13 protein-coding genes are annotated in these 18,297 nt (G+C 40.4%); 8 read left to right on the forward strand and 5 right to left on the reverse strand.

Translation table 11 applies throughout. The annotated features are described in order from the left end of the window. Both V7K25_RS20520 and V7K25_RS20525 read right to left on the reverse strand, forming a co-directional pair. A partial coding sequence (locus V7K25_RS20520; RefSeq protein ID WP_335160333.1) for a CmcJ/NvfI family oxidoreductase occupies nt 1–626 on the reverse strand: 626 nt, incomplete at its 3' end. Between the two features lie 48 nt (nt 627–674). Beyond that, on the reverse strand, nt 675–1,346 hold the full coding sequence (locus V7K25_RS20525) for a glutathione S-transferase family protein (protein ID WP_335160334.1): 672 nt from the start codon (nt 1,344–1,346) through the stop codon (nt 675–677). A gap of 273 nt (nt 1,347–1,619) precedes the next feature. Here V7K25_RS20525 and V7K25_RS20530 point away from each other — a divergent pair, with 273 nt between their 5' ends. The 4 genes from V7K25_RS20530 to V7K25_RS20545 all read left to right on the forward strand — a co-directional run bounded on the left by V7K25_RS20530 (nt 1,620) and on the right by V7K25_RS20545 (nt 7,056). After that, on the forward strand, nt 1,620–2,369 hold the full coding sequence (locus tag V7K25_RS20530; protein WP_335160335.1) for a maleate cis-trans isomerase family protein: 750 nt from the start codon (nt 1,620–1,622) through the stop codon (nt 2,367–2,369). Between the two features lie 94 nt (nt 2,370–2,463). Continuing rightward, the gene (gene namA, locus V7K25_RS20535) at nt 2,464–3,531 is read left to right on the forward strand and encodes an NADPH dehydrogenase NamA (protein ID WP_335160336.1); all 1,068 of its coding nucleotides are present in this window, start codon (nt 2,464–2,466) and stop codon (nt 3,529–3,531) included. Nucleotides 3,532–4,402: 871 nt separating this feature from the next. Continuing rightward, nucleotides 4,403–6,211: a vanadium-dependent haloperoxidase gene (locus V7K25_RS20540; protein WP_335160337.1), complete on the forward strand. Its 1,809-nt coding sequence runs from the start codon at nt 4,403–4,405 to the stop codon at nt 6,209–6,211. Between the two features lie 206 nt (nt 6,212–6,417). After that, nucleotides 6,418–7,056 carry an HAD-IA family hydrolase gene (locus V7K25_RS20545; protein ID WP_335160338.1) on the forward strand — a complete coding sequence of 213 codons (639 nt, stop codon included), beginning with the start codon at nt 6,418–6,420 and terminating at the stop codon, nt 7,054–7,056. A gap of 46 nt (nt 7,057–7,102) precedes the next feature. On the opposite strand, the gene V7K25_RS20550 is transcribed toward V7K25_RS20545, so the two are convergent. After that, nucleotides 7,103–9,184, reverse strand: coding sequence for a LysR family transcriptional regulator (locus V7K25_RS20550; RefSeq protein ID WP_335160339.1), 2,082 nt, complete (start codon nt 9,182–9,184; stop codon nt 7,103–7,105). 9 nt (nt 9,185–9,193) lie between these two features. Beyond that, nucleotides 9,194–10,243 carry an LLM class flavin-dependent oxidoreductase gene (locus V7K25_RS20555; protein WP_335160340.1) on the reverse strand — a complete coding sequence of 350 codons (1,050 nt, stop codon included), beginning with the start codon at nt 10,241–10,243 and terminating at the stop codon, nt 9,194–9,196. A gap of 579 nt (nt 10,244–10,822) precedes the next feature. Here V7K25_RS20555 and sfnG point away from each other — a divergent pair. From sfnG to V7K25_RS20570, 3 genes are all read left to right on the forward strand, one after another. Next, nucleotides 10,823–11,920 (forward strand): dimethylsulfone monooxygenase SfnG, encoded by a 1,098-nt coding sequence (sfnG, locus tag V7K25_RS20560; protein ID WP_335160341.1) that lies wholly within the window; start codon nt 10,823–10,825, stop codon nt 11,918–11,920. A 192-nt stretch (nt 11,921–12,112) separates the two neighbouring features. Beyond that, entirely contained in the window at nt 12,113–13,321 is a 1,209-nt protein-coding gene (locus V7K25_RS20565; protein WP_335160342.1) for an SfnB family sulfur acquisition oxidoreductase, read from the forward strand. A 93-nt stretch (nt 13,322–13,414) separates the two neighbouring features. Further along, nucleotides 13,415–14,464 (forward strand): hypothetical protein, encoded by a 1,050-nt coding sequence (locus tag V7K25_RS20570; RefSeq protein ID WP_335160343.1) that lies wholly within the window; start codon nt 13,415–13,417, stop codon nt 14,462–14,464. A 182-nt stretch (nt 14,465–14,646) separates the two neighbouring features. Here V7K25_RS20570 and V7K25_RS20575 read toward each other — a convergent pair whose 3' ends face one another. Beyond that, nucleotides 14,647–16,332 carry an iron uptake porin gene (locus V7K25_RS20575; protein WP_335160344.1) on the reverse strand — a complete coding sequence of 562 codons (1,686 nt, stop codon included), beginning with the start codon at nt 16,330–16,332 and terminating at the stop codon, nt 14,647–14,649. Nucleotides 16,333–16,977: 645 nt separating this feature from the next. Here V7K25_RS20575 and V7K25_RS20580 point away from each other — a divergent pair. Continuing rightward, the gene (locus V7K25_RS20580) at nt 16,978–18,162 is read left to right on the forward strand and encodes an acyl-CoA dehydrogenase family protein (RefSeq protein WP_335160345.1); all 1,185 of its coding nucleotides are present in this window, start codon (nt 16,978–16,980) and stop codon (nt 18,160–18,162) included. Nucleotides 18,163–18,297 lie beyond the last annotated feature (135 nt).

Below are 18,297 nucleotides of genomic sequence, written 5' to 3' on the forward strand. Positions count from 1 at the left end.
GCTACAATGTCTGTGGGTGCGATACTTTGCGCGTCACACACTGCTAATGGTGACTCTTGAATTGGTGTTGCGATCGCTCGCCAAACATTGATGATAGCAAATCGTTGTTTTAGTAGCGCATCAATGTCATTGTCATCTATACCTTGCGCTGCTAGTTCCAAACGAGCGCGAGTATAGCCGGATTTGGCGGTGAAGTCGTTGTGTACGCGCAAGGCAGGTTCTTTAATATTATTCTCACCTGGCTTTGACTGGCTAGCATTACGCAGGGTGTGATCGAATATTACTACCTTTGTTGCACCTGTTACTTCTTTTAACAATTGCTCGGCTTCTGGATAGTAGACGCGGCGTACTTCGTCTTCATCGTAAAAGTTGCGGACATTAGTATTATGTCCAGTAAAGGCGAAACCTTCTCGATCTAACGAGATGTTCTCTGAGATAGAACGAGCATTGTAAATTGGCAGTTTGTGCGTCTGATAAGTTGCATTCGTGCGGGGAATCCCTGGTGGTGGTTCATAAGTATAGTTAACAGGTTTTTCTGCCATTGGAACCAGGTAACTGAGGTTAGCCTCTACGTATGGCAGTTCTGCGGAAATTGGTTTGTCTAGAACTTGGTTATTTAAGCTCATAGGTTATTCCATTTTGGATTTTGGTTAATTTCTGTCAATCCCAATGCTCTATTTTTGTGCTGCACCAACGGGAACAGGTTCACCGAGAATTTTTGCAAATCTTTGCAAATAGAAGTCCACAGGGTTTGCTACTGCTTGAATTGAGGAGCGATCGCCTACCAGATTCCACCATGTCTGCAAACGAGGTGTTTCTGCTGGTAGTGTGAATTTACGGAAGTATTCTAAGAGTGGTAAACGCTCAAACCAAGGATAGAAGCTGATATCAACAAGGCTAAACTGATCTCCTAACAAGTAATCACCTTTACCTAATCCTTCTTGTTCAATATATAGAAGTGCTTCTGTGAACTCTCTTCGTCCTTGTTCCTGTTCTTGGCTATCTTTACCGCGCAGCAATTTGTTAAAAGCTGGGACAAGGCGAGTATTGGCGTAGTCTATCCAGATACGAGCGATCGCTTTAGCTGCGGGATCGCGGGGTAATAGAGGTGGCTCTGGAAAAACCTCATCTAGATATTCATTGATGATAGCAGACTCGTAAATTTCAACATCCCCATGTTTGATAGCTGGAACTTTGCCATAATGGGAAATCTGTGTGTACCCATCTGGTTTGCTCTGTAAGTCAATTTCTATCGGGGTGAAGTCAATGCCTTTTTCCAGTAAGACTACACGAGTCCGTTGAGAGAAAGTAGAGGCTTTGGCGAAGTACAGTTGTATGTTGCTCATGAAATCTTTTCCTTGTAATCATCGTGGATGCAGACTATTTGAGATTGCACAACTCCAACTAAAGCAATAAGACAAAAGCAAGATGTGTTGATTAGTGCAGTTAAATAATTGACTGGCAGCTATCTATGTCAGTTAGATGGTATATTACAGTTTATCGGTCGGTTTAACGTAGTTTCTATATTATACAGTCTTCCTGAAAATATGTATACCTAATTATTAGTGTAACTAAATAAATATTTAGACATAATCAGGCTTGCCAAAAAGAGGTATTATATGTACTCGAAAGCTGACTCTAATAGGCAGATCCGTCTTGGCTTGCTAGTACCCGCAGGTAATACCACCTTTGAGCCTGACTTTCACTCTGCTTTTTCCAGTCAAGTCAGTATTCATAGCCATCGTGTGATTGCTCAACGCTCACACGCATTTGAAAGCTATGAATCAATGGATGACATCAATGAAGAAGCTGTTAAGGAAGTAGAAAAATTAGCCAGAGCCGGGGTACATTTTGGAGCATACGGCTTTACAACAGCAACTTTTTACCGAGGGCGAGTTTTTGCCGAACAACTACAACAACGTTTGACGCAGCTGTTAGGAGTACCTGTTGTTGTCCCTGCTCTGGCTCTGTTAGAAGCGTTGGCATACTTAAAGATTAAGAAAATTTCTGTAGTCACCCCTTATCCAGAATGGAATAACCAAACGCTAAAAACGTTTTTGAGTGAAGCGCCTTTTGAAATAGTGGGGTTTAAAGGTGATGAACGCTCAATAGAAGTAGCAAAAAAAAATTACCTTTGGCATCAGTTACCCAATGAAGCCGCAGCTTTTATCAAAGAGGTATCTCATAAAGATGCAGATGCTATTGTGTTGCCCTGTACGGCATGGAGAACATTTGAGGTAATTGAGGAATTAGAAGCAGATTTAAATATTCCTGTAGTTACAGCCAATCAAGCCACAATATGGAGTTTAGCAAGGCGTGCTTCTATTGAATCTGCACTTTGTCCGAGAGAAAAACTGTTTGCTATTTAGTCACAGAGGTTTTCATAGTTCAAACCAAATCTGTGTCTACAACTTAGTTCCAAATGCTGAGAATCTTACCTAGAAAGAAAAAGAATCAATAACAATGGCACACCTGTTTGAACCATTCAAAATTCGTGAAGTTACCTTTCGCAACCGCATCGCCGTTTCCCCGATGTGTCAATATTCCAGTACAAATGGATATGCTAATGATTGGCACGTTATTCATTTAGCTTCTCGCGCAGTTGGCGGTGCAGGTATAGTGCTAACAGAAGCAGCCGCAGTAGAAGCGCGTGGGCGCATTAGCCCGCAAGATTTGGGAATCTGGTCAGATGCACACATAGAAAATTTGGCAAAAACTGTGGCATTGATCCATAACTTTGGCGCTGTTGCAGGTATTCAACTTGCTCATGCGGGTAGAAAAGCCAGTACTGCCAAACCGAGTAAAGGAGGGAAAGTTCTGGATGAATCTCAGGAAGGTTGGCGTCCCTTAGTTTCGAGTAGTGCGATCGCTTTTAGCAAAGATAGCCCAATTCCAGAAGCCCTCACTCTTGAGGGAATTCAAGAAGTTATTGATGCCTTTGCCCAAGCTGCCAAACGTTCTCTGCAAGCTGGTTTCAAGGTAGCAGAAATCCATGCTGCCCACGGTTATCTACTGCACCAGTTTCTCTCACCCCTTTCTAACCACCGTCAAGATGGTTATGGTGGCAGTTTTGAAAATCGGACTCGTCTGCTTAGAGAAGTTGTTCAAGCAGTCCGAGAGGTTTGGCCCCAGACACATCCACTTTGGGTACGCATTTCCGCCACCGATTGGGTAGATAATGGCTGGGACATTGAACAAAGTATCGCTTTAAGCGACAAACTCAAGTCTCTAGGAGTTGATCTCATTGACAGTTCATCAGGTGGTATTGTACCGGGCGTTAATATACCAATTAAACCTGGTTATCAGACTCAGTTTGCCGAACGCATTCGCCGTGAAGCTAATATTCATACAGGAGCCGTGGGCTTAATTACATCCCCTGAACAAGCTGACGAGATTATTCGCACAGAAGTGGCTGATATAGTGCTATTGGGACGTGAACTACTCCGCAATCCTTACTGGCCGCATCTGGCAGCCAAACAGCTGGGACACGATAAACTCTGGCCTGTTCAATACGACCGAGCTTGGCTATGATGTCACCTGTGTTTAATTGAGCATCAACCACCTCAAACTCCTACCGCCAAGCGGCAAGGGTTTGAGGTTGATTTGCAAGAATTGTGGATATTTGACCAAACATGGTATGATACATATTTGTAGCTATTATTATACATTTTTTGTTTTAATACTAAGCATACAAACTTTCTGGTTTACAAACATTAAGCTTTACTAATACTCTTTTCGGGCTGGTGATATGCAAGTCCGCTAAAACTTCATCAAAGCCCACCGTGTCGCGCTTGATCCACAGTCTTACGCAAGGAACATGACACTGTGCGCCTTTTCCTTCAGGGCTTTGACGGTCTTGCTGATTTTATTGTAAAAACCTCTTGATTTTCATCACCGATTGTGAGACAGTCTGATTTAATATCCATAAAATACGCTAAGTCGATAGATTTACAGTATTTTATGGATTGACTAGAATTAGGCACTAGTTTTAGCTGTGCTTTAACTCCGGCAACATTGTATCAGACTGATTACAACCACAAAGTTATAACAGCCGTGTGATGGAAGCATCATACCAACACTGAATACCTACATGACTTTCAGGAAAATCGCCTTCTATGCAAGTTACCTTCCAATAGAGTAACGCCAGATTTCATCCTAAATCCAGCGATATTAACTTGTTTTTCTGGGGGCGCGTATTTTGTGTGTGGCTAGTTGTTCTAGTAGTCCACCACACTAACTTTGATGGGTGCATAAGTTTGTAGTAAGGACTTTAGTCCTTGCTTGATTTGAGCGCTTGGGCGCTCAAATCAAGCATTGTTGACTTGGCGGACTACTAGCTTTGCAATGCTCATTTACTCATGACTAAATTTTTGTATTATTTTTTATCAGTGGAGAATATCTCATGCAAGTAGATCCTAATTCTCATGAAGGTTCCGAGCAAGCTGCTCAGGCTAATAGCGAAATAGATAAACTGAAACAACCCTCTGTAGCTAGCAAACGTTTTTTTGGTAGTCACGCTAGCAGACGCTCATTTCTTGGTCGTGCTGGTTTGTTTAGTGCTGCTAGTGTTGTTGCAGGAGTTTTAGGTTCACCTTTCTCCTCAAAGAAGGGAGGAGATTTTGTACAAGCCCAATATCCCAACAGACGATATAATCGAGCGTTTGACTATAACAAGTTTGTTGATAAAGCCTATCGAGTACGTCTTGAAGCAGCCAGAGTTGAACGGAGTATTCCTATTCCGCCGCATCCGACCAATGGCGATGAGGAGCGTTATCCTAACAAAATTGGCTCTGACAGTAGAGGACTCCCACATAACCAGCTAGGCGAAGTTAAGCTAGAAGCTTACAACTCCTTGACCAAAGCACTGACAACGCAAAACCCGAATGATTATGAAAATATCATCTTGGGTGGCGACAGAAAACTGGTTAATCCTCAAGGGCCTCTGGCAATTAGCTTAGAAGGAATCAATGCAGCGCAGATAGCTGTGCCGCCACCACCAGCTTTAGCTAGCGCAGAACGCGCTGCTGAAGCAGTTGAACTTTACTGGCAAGCTTTACTCCGAGATGTACCTCTTTCCAAGCTCCAAAACAATACTGACAACCCAAAAGTCTTGGCAGCCGTCGAAGACCTCAACAAGCTTTCGGCGTTTCGAGGGCCAAAACAAAATGGGCGTGTCACTCCTCAAACTTTATTTCGTGGTAGTGTCAACTACGTTGGTTCAGGTTCAAGTACAAGATATGTTATTCCACCAGGGGTACTAGATGGGCCCTATCTCTCACAATTTTTGTTGCTAACTATTCCTTGGGGAACTCAGTCTGTTTCGCCATTAATTCGTACTGCTCTTCCTGGTAATGACTTTCTACTCAATTTCCAAGAATGGTTGGCTATTCAAAATGGAGGTAGTTCCGGTAAATCCATAAAATACGACCCCAAAAACCGTTACATATCCACAGTTCGGGATTTAGGTGAGTATGCTCATATTGGCGGCCCTACATACTTGGGAGCCTCCTTGATTCTTAATAGCAACGGTACACCTTTGAATCCGGGTAATCCCTACGTCAGATCAAAGACTCAAATTGGTTCTAATGCAACCTTTGCACTAGGACATTTCCAAGCCTTGCTTAACTTGGGTAGCTCGCGTGTAATCAGAGCATCATACTGGCAGAAGTATTATGTACACCGCACTTTACGCCCAGAAGCGTTTGGTGGTCTAGTCTACAACAAGATTGCAAATAAAGCTCAGTATCCGATTAATTCGGAGGTTTTTAATTCTCAAGCTTTGGCTCAGACCTTTAGCACCTTCAACACCTATCTATTGCCCCAAGCATATCCAGAAGGAGCGCCAACTCATTCCTCTTATAGCGGAGGTGCGGCTGCCACTGCTGCCGTCAATGTCACATTGTTGAAAGCGTTTTTTGATGAAAACTTTGTGATCCCCTCACCAGTAGTGCCTGATCCCAATGACCCCACAAAAGTTATTTCTTACAGTGGCTCACCACTAACTGTAGGTGGAGAGTTGAATAAACTAGCAACTAACTATGCTATTGGTCGCGGTCATGGCGGTATCCATTGGCGTTCCGATGGTTCAGCTGCTTTGGCTTTGGGAGAAGAGGTTGCTATTAGTCTACTCAAGGATGAAAGACTGGGTTATAACGAAATATTCAATGGCTTCACCTTCACCAAATTTGACGGTACAAGAGTCACCGTTTAAACCGATTTTCAGTGTTATGGGAGCGTTGAATAAAAGTATTTTACTCAGCAATGCCTTCGCCAAAAAAAGAGGATGAAGAGATAGGATTGATATAGTAGAGTTATTGTGTTCCACAACAACTTAGAAACTACTTTAGGTAGTATTTATTCTGCTAAACCCTATTCCCAAGCCTCATGAATTGTCGAAGGTATTGTGATTCATAATAAATGCAAGTACAAACAGAACTAGTTATTTTCGATTGTGACGGAGTGTTAGTAGACAGCGAGACATTAGGTAATCGCATTCTTATTGAATTTGTCGCAGAGTTTGGACTTATGTTGGAACTTGAAGAAGCCATTTTGTTATTTAAAGGTTGTAAAATGGCTGATTGTCTTGCTGTCATTGAGCAAAGGCTGGGGAAAAAGATACCACAAGATTTTGTGCCTCAACTTCGTGCCCGTACTGCTAAAGCATTCGAGCGTGAATTACTTCCTATACAAGGAATAGAGGTGGCTTTAGACAAAATCAATTTACCTATTTGTGTTGCTTCCAATGGCCCAATTGAAAAAATTCAGTTAGCACTGCGTGTGACTAATTTGTTGCCACGATTTGAAGGACGTATTTTTAGCTCCTATGAAATTGGTAGTTGGAAACCTGCACCTGATTTATTTTTATATGCAGCTAAAAATTTGGGAGTTAACGCTCCATTTTGTACTGTTGTTGAAGATAGTATTTTGGGTGTACGTGCAGGTATTGCTGCTGGCATGAAAGTTTTAGGTTACAGCAGTCAAAGTGAAGCTCTTCAACTCGAAGAATGTGGAGCGCATGTTTTTTACTCTATGTATGATCTGCCTGATTTACTTTGATTTATAGTCAGCAGTGTTCATAGATTAAATCATAAAAACATGAACTTTAATGACTGCTATTTTCATCTTGTATCCGTAGATCAAATTTATTAGAAAGAACTTTCATGTGTCGGCTAAACTGTTCCTCTACAAAATAGCTACTGGAAAATTCACTTGCAAAAGAAACCTGATGAAAGTGATAATCTAGATTCAGCAAATTATATACAAGCCTTAAAAAATAATCATCTATCCAAAAATCTACATCAAATAGTGAAATGCCATATTTTCCTTCTAATCTGCGATTTAAAGTTTTAAGTAACCAAGACCATTGAGGTTTAAGGGTCGGGTCGATACGATTCCCAAATACAGGATTAAAAAACTGATTTACTTGAGTTGTTCTCATATCAATCACTTTAGCTAATATATCTGCTGCCTTAAGTGGAGATGAATTAAACCAATAGTTAGCAACTACTAAATCATGTAAATAAGCAATGACAATTTTCGGGTTTTCTTTAATGAACTGCGAACGACAGACAATTCCTCTGATTGATGGAATTCTTAAACTAACTGTCTGAGAGAGGAGCAGCTTTCTGACAAAAGCATATCCTTCTAAGATTGAGGCAAAAGTGTGACAACACACGTAAGCATCGATAGTTTTATTGGCCAAACTCTTACTTGCTTTACGAGGATTTTCATTCACTAATCTGCAATCTTTACTGACATCCATATCATAGAGGTCAAAAAGAGTAATGATGAACCTATGAGCATTTGAACCAAATAAGGTGGAAATTCGTTTCCCTTTCAGATCCTGAACAGTATTTATAGAAGAATCCTTATGCAGAACAATATTTATATCTTGACCTAAAAGATTATAGGAAGCAATCCCAATCAATTTAGAGCCAAAACTTAAATCATCGAAGAATTGGCTACCATTATTCAATAGAGAAATATCATCTAAAATACAAATATCTAATTCTCCCCGTTTCATCTGTCGGTTCATTTGTTCCCCAGAATTAAACGGAATAATTTGTAAATCAAAATCTCGGTTAATTTCAATATTTTTGAAAATAGGTTGTTCAAGAGATGAGGATGCTCTCTGTAAATCAGAAATATGCTTAGTCCCATACCCAGCAACAAACTGCCCTATAGAATCACTCTGAATACCTATCCTAAGAATATTTTCTTCATTAGAAGAACAGCTACCTAAAATTAGATTTACATTAGGTAAACTTTCTAACTTATTTTGATCAAGTCTAAAACTTCTCACTAAACTCTCTGCGGATATTAACAGTTCACTAAAGCGAGGAACATGAAGATAAATGCCATATTCATTAATATCTTGAATAGTCAGAGTTAATACTTTGTATTGAGATATTATATTAGCTTGACAAAAATCAGGTAAAATAGTAAAGTTTTGATTTTCTGAAGCATATTTGAGGACATCTTGATAATTATTTAGTATCTTTACACCGCTTAATTTATTCATCAAAAACCCATTTTTAGATAGTTCCTGATGAACCTCATCTAAAAGGACAATATCAGCTAGATCAATATCATTTATTTTAACTAAGCTATTTTCATTGAGATATTTACTTGCCCCAAAGGAGACAAGGAGCATTTTATGAGTTGTTAATCTAGTACAGTGGTGTTCTTCCTTATATCCAGAGCAACTGTTGAGTAACAGATCCATCTCTATAACTTGAGGATTTGAGAAAAATATGCTATTTTTAACAGTTATCTCTTTGATATTTCTTCCTGCAAAACAAAGCTGAAATCGCTGTGTATATTGTTTTAGCCAGACTTCTAAAATTAAATTAGTAGCCCCCAATATCAAATCTTCGCCTTCAGCACTAAATGTGGCTTGAAATTCTTCTTGGAGATTTTCTACAGTTTCTACTACATTAATTGTCTGAGAAATCAATTTCTTGCCTTTATTAGTCAAGCATATAGAGCCAGGAGAACGATTTAGCAGAATTACTCCGAAATAATCCTCTATTTGCTTGACTTTTTTACTAACTAATGCTTGGCTATACCCTAACTTTTGTGCTGCTTTAGAGAAGCTACCACAGTCATCTACTGCTTTTAAAATTTTGAGGTGATTTAGGGTAATATCTTCGAGTTTAATCTTGTTCATGCTAGGGTAAGGCAAGATTTTTAATTACAACGGAATTAAGCTCTTCTGCTGTGTATATTCGGCAATCACTAGTTTATGGAAGCGAATAGTGTCTTCCAACATAGATTCAAATTTCAGTACTATTAAGTCAACGCCAACCGCTTCGTATTCTTTCAGGCGGTTAATAACCGTATAGCGATCGCCAACGAGTTGAGCAGATAAACCGAGATTGGCTTCAATGGTTTGACTGATATCTAGTTTGTTATGGGCAACTACGTTAGGATCGATTTGCTCTTGAAAGTACTCGATCTGCTGCCGATCGGCAGAACGATAAATTGCTTCTAATCTGGCTTCGGCTTCGGCTGTATGTTCACGAACGATCGCAAATGCACTCATTGCCACTTTAATCTTACGCCCGTAGCGATCGCTAGCCAATCTTTTCACTTTTTGCACCAATGCTGCCGTTTTTTGTGGCTCATCAGCATTGATAAATAAATAATCTCCCAGACGAGCCGCTAGATTAATTGCCCGATCTGATTCACCAGCAATAAAAATGGGTGGTGTTGGTATAGGCTTATCTGCGAGAATACCATCCTTAATAGTGTAATATTTACCAACATAATTAAAGTCTTCGACTGTCCACAGCCCCTTGATTACATCAATGTACTCTTCTAATCGTGCGTAGCGATCGCTGTGAGGTAGCCAAATATCTCCATAGCTTTCTACTTCTAATTTCCACCAACCTGCAATACCACTGAGAGCAAATCTGCCGTTACTGAGTTGATTTTGAATGTTTGCACTCAAATTGGCAACGACCGCAGGCAGTTTAAAACCAGGTTGTATAGCTGCAACAATCTTGATATTTTTGGTGTTCAAACTTGCTAAAGCTGCTGTAATCCAGGCGTCAGCGACATTATAGTTAGGCCCATGAACTGCATTTAAGTAATGTTCAGGAATGTAATAGAAGTGATAACCTAATTCGTCTGCTTGAACTGCCAGCTTTACCAAATCTTGTGTAGATAAATTAGCCTCATGGTTGACAACTCGCAACCATCCACCACAGACCGGCGACCAGATTCCAAACTGAAGTGGCATAAATATTTTACCTGTGCCTTTTTTTTACTAGCTCTACACTAAAAACGGTAACTTTATCTGTTTACCGTAGTCTAGTAGTTCACCCTACCACATTTATTTCTGCTGTGTATAGTTGCAGATTACATTTAAAAAGCAGTTGCGTATTACGATTTGGAATAGTAGCGATACTTTGTCGAGTTCTGTATTTCTGCTTACTCTGACTCCATAAAGGTGATAACCACCAAGTATAAAATAATAATTAAACACCAAGAGAAATTGGGCTATATTCCATTTTGGAATAGTGAAATGGAATTTAAGTATATCGAATCACGACATCGGAAAAATTGTTGTGATAAAGTCTGATTCATCAAAAAACTACGGTAGTGCGATCGGGTTATGGTATATTACCACCATCCAATCCTGAGATTGTCTACTTCTGAACTCAGAGTACTTTCCAGCCGCTCTCAAGCTTTCGATTTTGACTAAAATTTTGCCCGATTAAGTTTTAGCTGATTTGTTAGCGATGACAAATTAGGCTTTTTTGCTTCAATTGCAAACTTAGACAAATAACCAAGCAGTTTCAATTACAAACGTACAATTATGGTAGATATTAAGTTCGCATACTGGATTCCCAACGTTAGCGGGGGGTTAGTAGTAAGTAAAATTCCCCAACGGACAGATTGGACTTACGAATACAATGCTCAACTGGCTCAAACAGCTGAAGAAGTCGGGTTTGAATATGCTCTAGCACAAGCCAGATTTATCGCCAGCTACGGCGCTGAGTACCAGCTAGAGGCATTAACAACCGTATCAGCCTTAGCTCCGGTCACCAAGAAATTAAAGCTAATTGCAGCAGTTCACCCTGGATTGTGGCATCCGGGAGTAGTTGCCAAAATGGGTGCAAGTATTGATTTTCTCTCTAACGGTCGGTTTGCTCTGAATGTAGTTAGCGGCTGGTTCAAAGATGAATTCACTATATATGGTGAACATTGGTTAGACCATGACGAACGCTATCGTCGTTCAGAGGAATTTATCCGCGTTCTCAAGGGTTTGTGGACTGAGGATGAGTTTCACTTTAAGGGCGACTTTTATCGTATTAACGGCGGTTGGGTGAAGCCTAAACCAATTAATCAGAATCCACACCCGGAGATATTCCAAGGTGGTAACTCCAAGGCTGCACGGCGCATGGCTGGCCGGGTATCTGATTGGTATTTCATGAATGGTAACACCATAGAAGGTGTGAAAGAGCAGATTGAAGAAGTGTCTGCATTAGCGAGTCTTGAAGGACGCAAAATTAAGTTTGGTCTGAATTCCTTTATCATCGTGCGAGATACGGAAGCAGAAGCCCATGAAGTATTGCGCGATATTATTGCCCAGGCTGATGTAGAGGCGGTGAAAGGATTTGGCGAAGCGGTGAAACAGGCGGGATCTTCTAGTCGTGAAGGTCAGGGAATGTGGGCGAATTCCAATTTTGAAGACTTAGTGCAGTATAACGATGGCTTCCGGTCAGGCTTGATTGGTACGGCTGAACAAGTAGCTGAAAAGATTCGCCAGTTCCATGAAGTGGGAGTTGATTTAATTCTTGGCGGCTTCTTACACTACACAGATGATTTGCCAGCATTTGGTAAGACAGTAATACCAATTGTGCGCGAATTGAAAGCTAATCGTCGTTCAGCCGATGAATTAGTTGTGGTGTAGTTGATTATTGAGAGTTTACTACTTATGTAAGTAGTTGTGTAATTTATCCGGGCTTTAACTGGTAAATCGTTCAATGGTTAAGCCCCTCCCTACAAAAATTCAGATTCAATTTGTTAGAAGTTACGCAAAATAACTTTCAAACTCTAATTCCTACTGTCAGTTATTTAATCACAATCAAGAAGGAGCTATGTTATGACATCAGTAATTAATACTGAACAGAAGGCGCATATTATCCGGGATGATCAAGAAGCGATCGCGATCGCCCACGAACTAGCAGCTGAGTTTGCCAAGGGAGACTCAGAACGCGACCAAAATCGGCGTTTACCTGCTGAAGAAGTAGAAAAGTTCTCACAGAGCGGATTGTGGGGAATCACAGTCCCGAAAGAGTATGGCGGTGCTTTTGTATCAAGTGCCACCTTGGCAGAAGTAGTTAAAATCATTGCCGAAGCCGACTCTAGCCTTGGTCAAATTCCCCAAAACCACCTCTACATGGTGGAAGCAGTTCGCTTGGATGGCACAGATGAGCAGAAGAAATTCTTCTTTGATTTGGTTCTACAAGGTAAACGGTTCGGTAACGCCTTCTCGGAAATCGGCACTAAGTCTGTTACTGATGTGCAGACAAAGTTAGAACCAGATGGTTCTGACTACGTACTCAATGGACGTAAATACTACTCTGCTGGGGCATTACTAGCACATTGGGTTCCTGTAATTGCCAGCAATCCAGATGGTAAGACAGTGGTGGCATTTGTCGAAAGAGATGCCCCAGGATTGACCCTACTTGATGACTGGACGAGCTTTGGACAACGTACCACTGCTAGCGGTACTACCATTATTGAAAATGTGAAAGTTAAGGCCGAGTATGTAATTCCGCACTACTTATCCTTTGAGAGGGCAACACCAATGGGTGCGATCGCGCAAATCATCCAAGCCGCCGTAGACGTGGGAATAGCTAAAGCCGCAGTCCGTGACACCATCTACTTTGTCCGCAACCATACGCGCCCTTGGGTTGACAGCAATTTAGAAAAGGGATACGAAGACCCTCTGACGCTCTATAACTTAGGCAATGTCCAAATTCAAGTTCACGCTGCTGAAGCATTGCTGCGACGTGCTGGTGAGTTTATCGACATTGCCAACGAGTCAGGTTTAGAAGAACCCAAAGTAGTTGAAGCATCGATCGCAGTTGCGGAAGCCAAAGCATTGGCGACGGAAGCAGCATTACTAGCTACCAACAAGTTATTTGAACTAGCAGGTACTAAATCCACATTGGAGCAATTCAACTACAATCGCCACTGGCGAAATGCCCGCGCTCACACACTCCACGATCCCGTCCGTTGGAAATACTACGCTGTTGGCAACTACTTCCTCAATGGTGTCTATCCCCCACGCCATCCTTGGCTGTAATTGCCGCATTTTCTATTGGGGCGAAGCATTCAGAAATAATATTTACTTAAATGCTTTGCCCTTGATAAATCCAACATTATTCAAGTTGATAATATGAGCGCTGCAAACCCAATCCAGAGGCGAAGCATTTGGAAAAGTCAGCCATTTAAAGGGCTGTTTTTTATTGCTGTAATTGCTGTCATTAGCTATATTTTTGAACTCATTTTTGGTCAAATTATTCAACTGAATGTGGGAACAAAGCTGACTTATATCACTATATGCTTTGTTTGGTGGTGGCATTTAGGTTTTTCCCTGAACGGCTATCCAGGTTCTCGCTTTTCCTCCACCCGAATTGGACGAGGAACAGTGAATTTAGTAGTTTTGTTGGCACTAGTTTACATAACTGGAGAAGCTTGGAAATTCATCTCTGCAAAACCAATTCTCACTGATACATCTGTTGGTTTGTGGGGGCAAACAGCAATTATTGCCGCAGCTGCCAGTTTATTCTTCTTTGACAACACAATTGTCACTACTGAAAAAGTACGCAACTGGCATCCAGTTAGCGGCTTTCTCAATATCTTTTTTGCCATCTTCTTTATAGCCCCTGCCCTCACTTTTTTGCCGCAAATGTGGGGACTTCAACCGTTTTACATTCCTTGGTATTGGTATCCTTGTTCGACAGTGTTTGGGAGTTTCTTTGAACGTTGGCCTTTGAACAAATTGGAATTAGGAATGCCACGTCTGGGGTTACTCCATACAGGTATTATTTTGTTACTCACTCTGATTACAGAATTATTCCTCAAACAGGTAGGACTGGATTTATTTACAACAACAACAGGCCCAACCTTTGCAGCTATTTGGACAACTGTTGGTTTAGGATTTGTTTGGCAATTCAATATGTGGCCTTTCACAGAGTTGTCACAGCCTACAAAAGGCATAGTTGCATCTATTGCTAGTTTAATAATTTCGGTCTTATTGTATCTGCTGACAGTATCTCTGGTAGGTCAGGAAAATATTATCCAAGGGCTTTACTGGTGGTTCAATATCCTTTGGGTTCAAGTATTCTTAATGGCTCCAGGATTATACGACGGAATTAGCCTTTGGCAGGATGTGCTGCCACTAGTTGAAGAACAACCCCTGAGCTTGAATCGTGAAGGGCGTTAAAATAATTCGTAATTCGTAATTTAGCTTTCATATCTATATTTGTTATCTTAGGCAAAGGCGGAGAGAAGAATATAGAAGTGTGATCTAAATAAATGAAAACATTCTCAAATCTTACTCTCTGCATCAAGCAAATTCACATACTCAATCAGCAACGCCAAAATTTGTAACGTTGCTGAGATGATTTAAAACGTGAAGGTTGTCCTGACAGTGCCAATTACCGCATCTTGATTGTCATTGTTTTGAGCAGGAGCCGTTATCCAAATTACGCCAGGAGTGATGGCAATGTTATCTGTGAACTGATATTTGTAAAAGCCTTCAATATGTAAGGATAAATCGTTTGCAGGTTCAGGATTACCACCTCGATAAGGTTCTGCACCTACAATAACACCACCAAGATTGCCTTGTTTACCTAAATCTGGGAATGCCAATCCCAGAGCATAGTACCAAATATCTGCACTACCACTCCCTGCTAGATTCTTGGCGTTAGTGTAGCCAAAGAACCCATTCACGGCAAATCGAGGATTAAATTTATAGAAACCTTCTACTCCGTAGGAGTTGGTAATCGTCCGGTCAAATGGAGTATTGGCTTGAGCTGTTCCGACAAGTGTAAAACCACTACCCAGGTCAAATATTCCTCCCCGATTTTGGTAGGCATTTACATAAGTCAAACCAATACCAGAGTTATTGTTGGGATTCCATGCTATTTGTCCAAATGCGCTATATTGACCGTTAAAAAAACCGCTATCTGGCTGAGGATTGGCATGATCTCCTGCTAAGTAAGCCAAGCTCAATACCAATTGGTCACTTAATCGATAATTGAATCCTCCACCAGCACCACCACCAATACGGTAGATAGGACTAGAGGAAGCAAATTCTGTCAAAGCGCGACCGCCGCCTGTGGCACTATCGAGATAAGGACTCAGAGTAGGAATAAAATCAAAAAATACTCCGTTCACGGCTCCTATATAAGCATCGATTTTGTTGCCAACTGGGAAATAGTAAGAAAGCCAATCTACGGATAGGCTGTTGTTACTAGGAGCAAGATTGAAGGTTTGCAAACCTTCGGCTGAACCACCAGGAAGCTGCAAAATATTTGTGTTTCCAGTACTTAAACGAGTATTTAGAGTGTCTTTACCTGTAAAGCTAGTTTTGAAAACGAGGCGAACTCTATCTTGAAAAACTGTGTTATCACCATTAACTGTGCCTTGAAAGGCATTCGTAATCACAAAGATGGCTTCCGCAGAAAGCTTTGTAGTTGTTGAAAACTGATTTGCTTCTAGTTCCGCAGTCCTAGCTTCTAGATTATCAACGCGACCCCGTAAAGTTGCTAGTTCAAGAGTAAATTCTTCTTGCAATCTTTGTACAGTAGTTAAGTCTTGTTTGGTAACTAAGTCAGATGTAGCTGTTGCAATTAGCTCATTGATCCGAGATAAACAAGCATTTAAGCCTGCTGCAAATTCATAGCGAGTGATAGCGCGGTTTCCCTGATAAGTGCTATTTGGATAACCCGCAATACATCCATAACGCTCAACTAAAGACTGAAGTGCGCCAAATGCCCAATCAGTTGGCTGCACATCTGAAAACTGAGATACAGAAGTTACCTGAGACATACTGTTTGTCTGTTGTCCGCTTGCATCATTATTGATTGCAGGAGTTTTAGGCGTTTGTGCGATGGTTGTTTCCGAAAAACTGTTCTCAAAATTGGCGATGCCTACGGCGGGCTGCGCCAATGCAGTTGGTATATTTGTTTGAGTTTGAGTTACAGTCACTAAATTCCTGTTTTCAGCATGAGCTGATGTGCTGGCTAGCAAAGTAGCCCCCAAAATCATCGATTCCATGAATAAATTATGAAATAAACGATTGAACATTTCTATCACTTCTCACCTTTTTGATTTGAAAAATTTAGTGCAAGTCATTAGATATTTCAATGACTTATCAAGCTAAAAGATTATGGCTAGCCCTGAAAAAAATTGACTTACTCTAACACTCGAAAATTTGCAATTATATCGTTGTAATGTTGTAATCCCAGATATATCAGTGAATATCTGGCATTTTAATCTGCATATTTCGGTAGAGAAAAAACTTGTTTTTACAAAAATATAATCCCTATACAAGCTGGTCTATTTGTTAAGGAAATATCTATCTGTAAAAATATTTGAGTTTTAGACAAAAATCAGACTATTTTGCCCATCATTAAATATCTACTGTTTACTTATCCAGTTAAAGTAGATTATTTGATTCAACTTATTAATATTGCATACATTTTCTTGAAAAACAAGTAGATTAAAATAATATTTTTTGTTTTTGGTTTTCAAGGAAATATTGTTTTATGTTGCACTAATAACCTATAGCTTTATCAAAATTAATTTAATTTAAACTTGCCTTATTACTTAAAATATGTAATTATATTTTTATTAGTATTGTAGTCATATCAAAACCCTGTAAATTAAGAGCTTTATACCAAATTTTATAGTTATTTATCCCAACAAAACTAGTAGGAGAAGTTGTAAAGTATGCAATTAATCGAAACGAAAGAGTCTCAAAATTATCTTGATGTAGCTAAGTCTTTAGCAAAGGAATTTGCCCAGACTGCTGTCGAGCGTGATGCCAAAGGGGGAACACCAAAACATGAACGCGATCGCTTGCGCCAAAGCAACTTACTGAAACTGATAGTACCCAAAGAATATGGTGGTTTAGGGCAAAACTGGATTACCGTTATGCAAATTACCCGCGAGTTTGCCAAGGTTGATAGTTCTATTGCTCACGTCTTTTCTTACCACCATCTAGGTGTAGTAATTCCTCATATCTTTGGTTCAGCACAGCAAAAACAGCGATATTACTCAGAAACTATTCACAACAATTGGTTTTGGTGTAATGCCCTTAACCCATTAGATAAAAGAACTACTCTGATACCAGAAAATAATTATTTCCGCCTCAACGGCATTAAAAGCTTTTGCTCTGGCTCTCAAGACTCGGATATATTGCCGATTAGTGCCATTCATCAAGAAACTGGTGAATTGAATATTTTGGTAATTCCCACCCAACGGCAAGGCGTTACTGTTCATCATGATTGGGATAATATAGGGCAACGTCAAACAGATAGTGGTAGCGTTACTTTTGAAAATGTGTTGGTGTATCCTGACGAAATTATTGGTAGTAGAGAAAAACCCAGTCAACCCTTCAACACTATTCGCGCCTGCTTAACTCAATTGAATCTTGCTAATATCTACCTGGGAATTGCACAAGGAGCATTTGAAGCTGCTAAAACATATACTTGCACTAATACAAAACCTTGGGTGACATCAGGTGTAGAGAGTGCAACCAAAGATCCTTACATTCTTCAGCACTATGGCAAAATCTGGGTTGATCTCCAAGCAGCCGTGTATCTAACTGAGCAGGCGGGAGAATTACTACAAGCAGCTTGGGAATCGGAATGGTCACTTACCGCAAAACAACGGGGAGAATGTGCGCTTAGTGTCGCTACTGCCAAAGTCGTTGCCACTAGAGTCGGTTTAGACATTACCAACCGGATCTTTGAAGTTATGGGCGCACGCGCTACTAATGCAAAATATGGCTTTGACCGCTATTGGCGTAATCTCCGCACGTTCACTCTTCACGATCCGGTAGATTACAAAATTCAAGAGATAGGAAACTGGGCGTTAAATGATGAACTGCCAAAACCCAACTTTTATTCATAGTTTTTCCCTTGTCGCATCTTTCTTAATAATGCTGAAACGCTTCTTCTACAAGTATATTGAGCATTGAAGTTTCAGATATACTTGACAAATTAGCTCTTATTATTTTCGCTAAAATTAGGTTTTTATTGAGAATCA

Origin of the sequence: Nostoc sp. (assembly GCF_036919495.1) — a bacterium.
In the GTDB taxonomy this organism is placed as follows: Bacteria; Cyanobacteriota; Cyanobacteriia; order Cyanobacteriales; family Nostocaceae; genus Nostoc.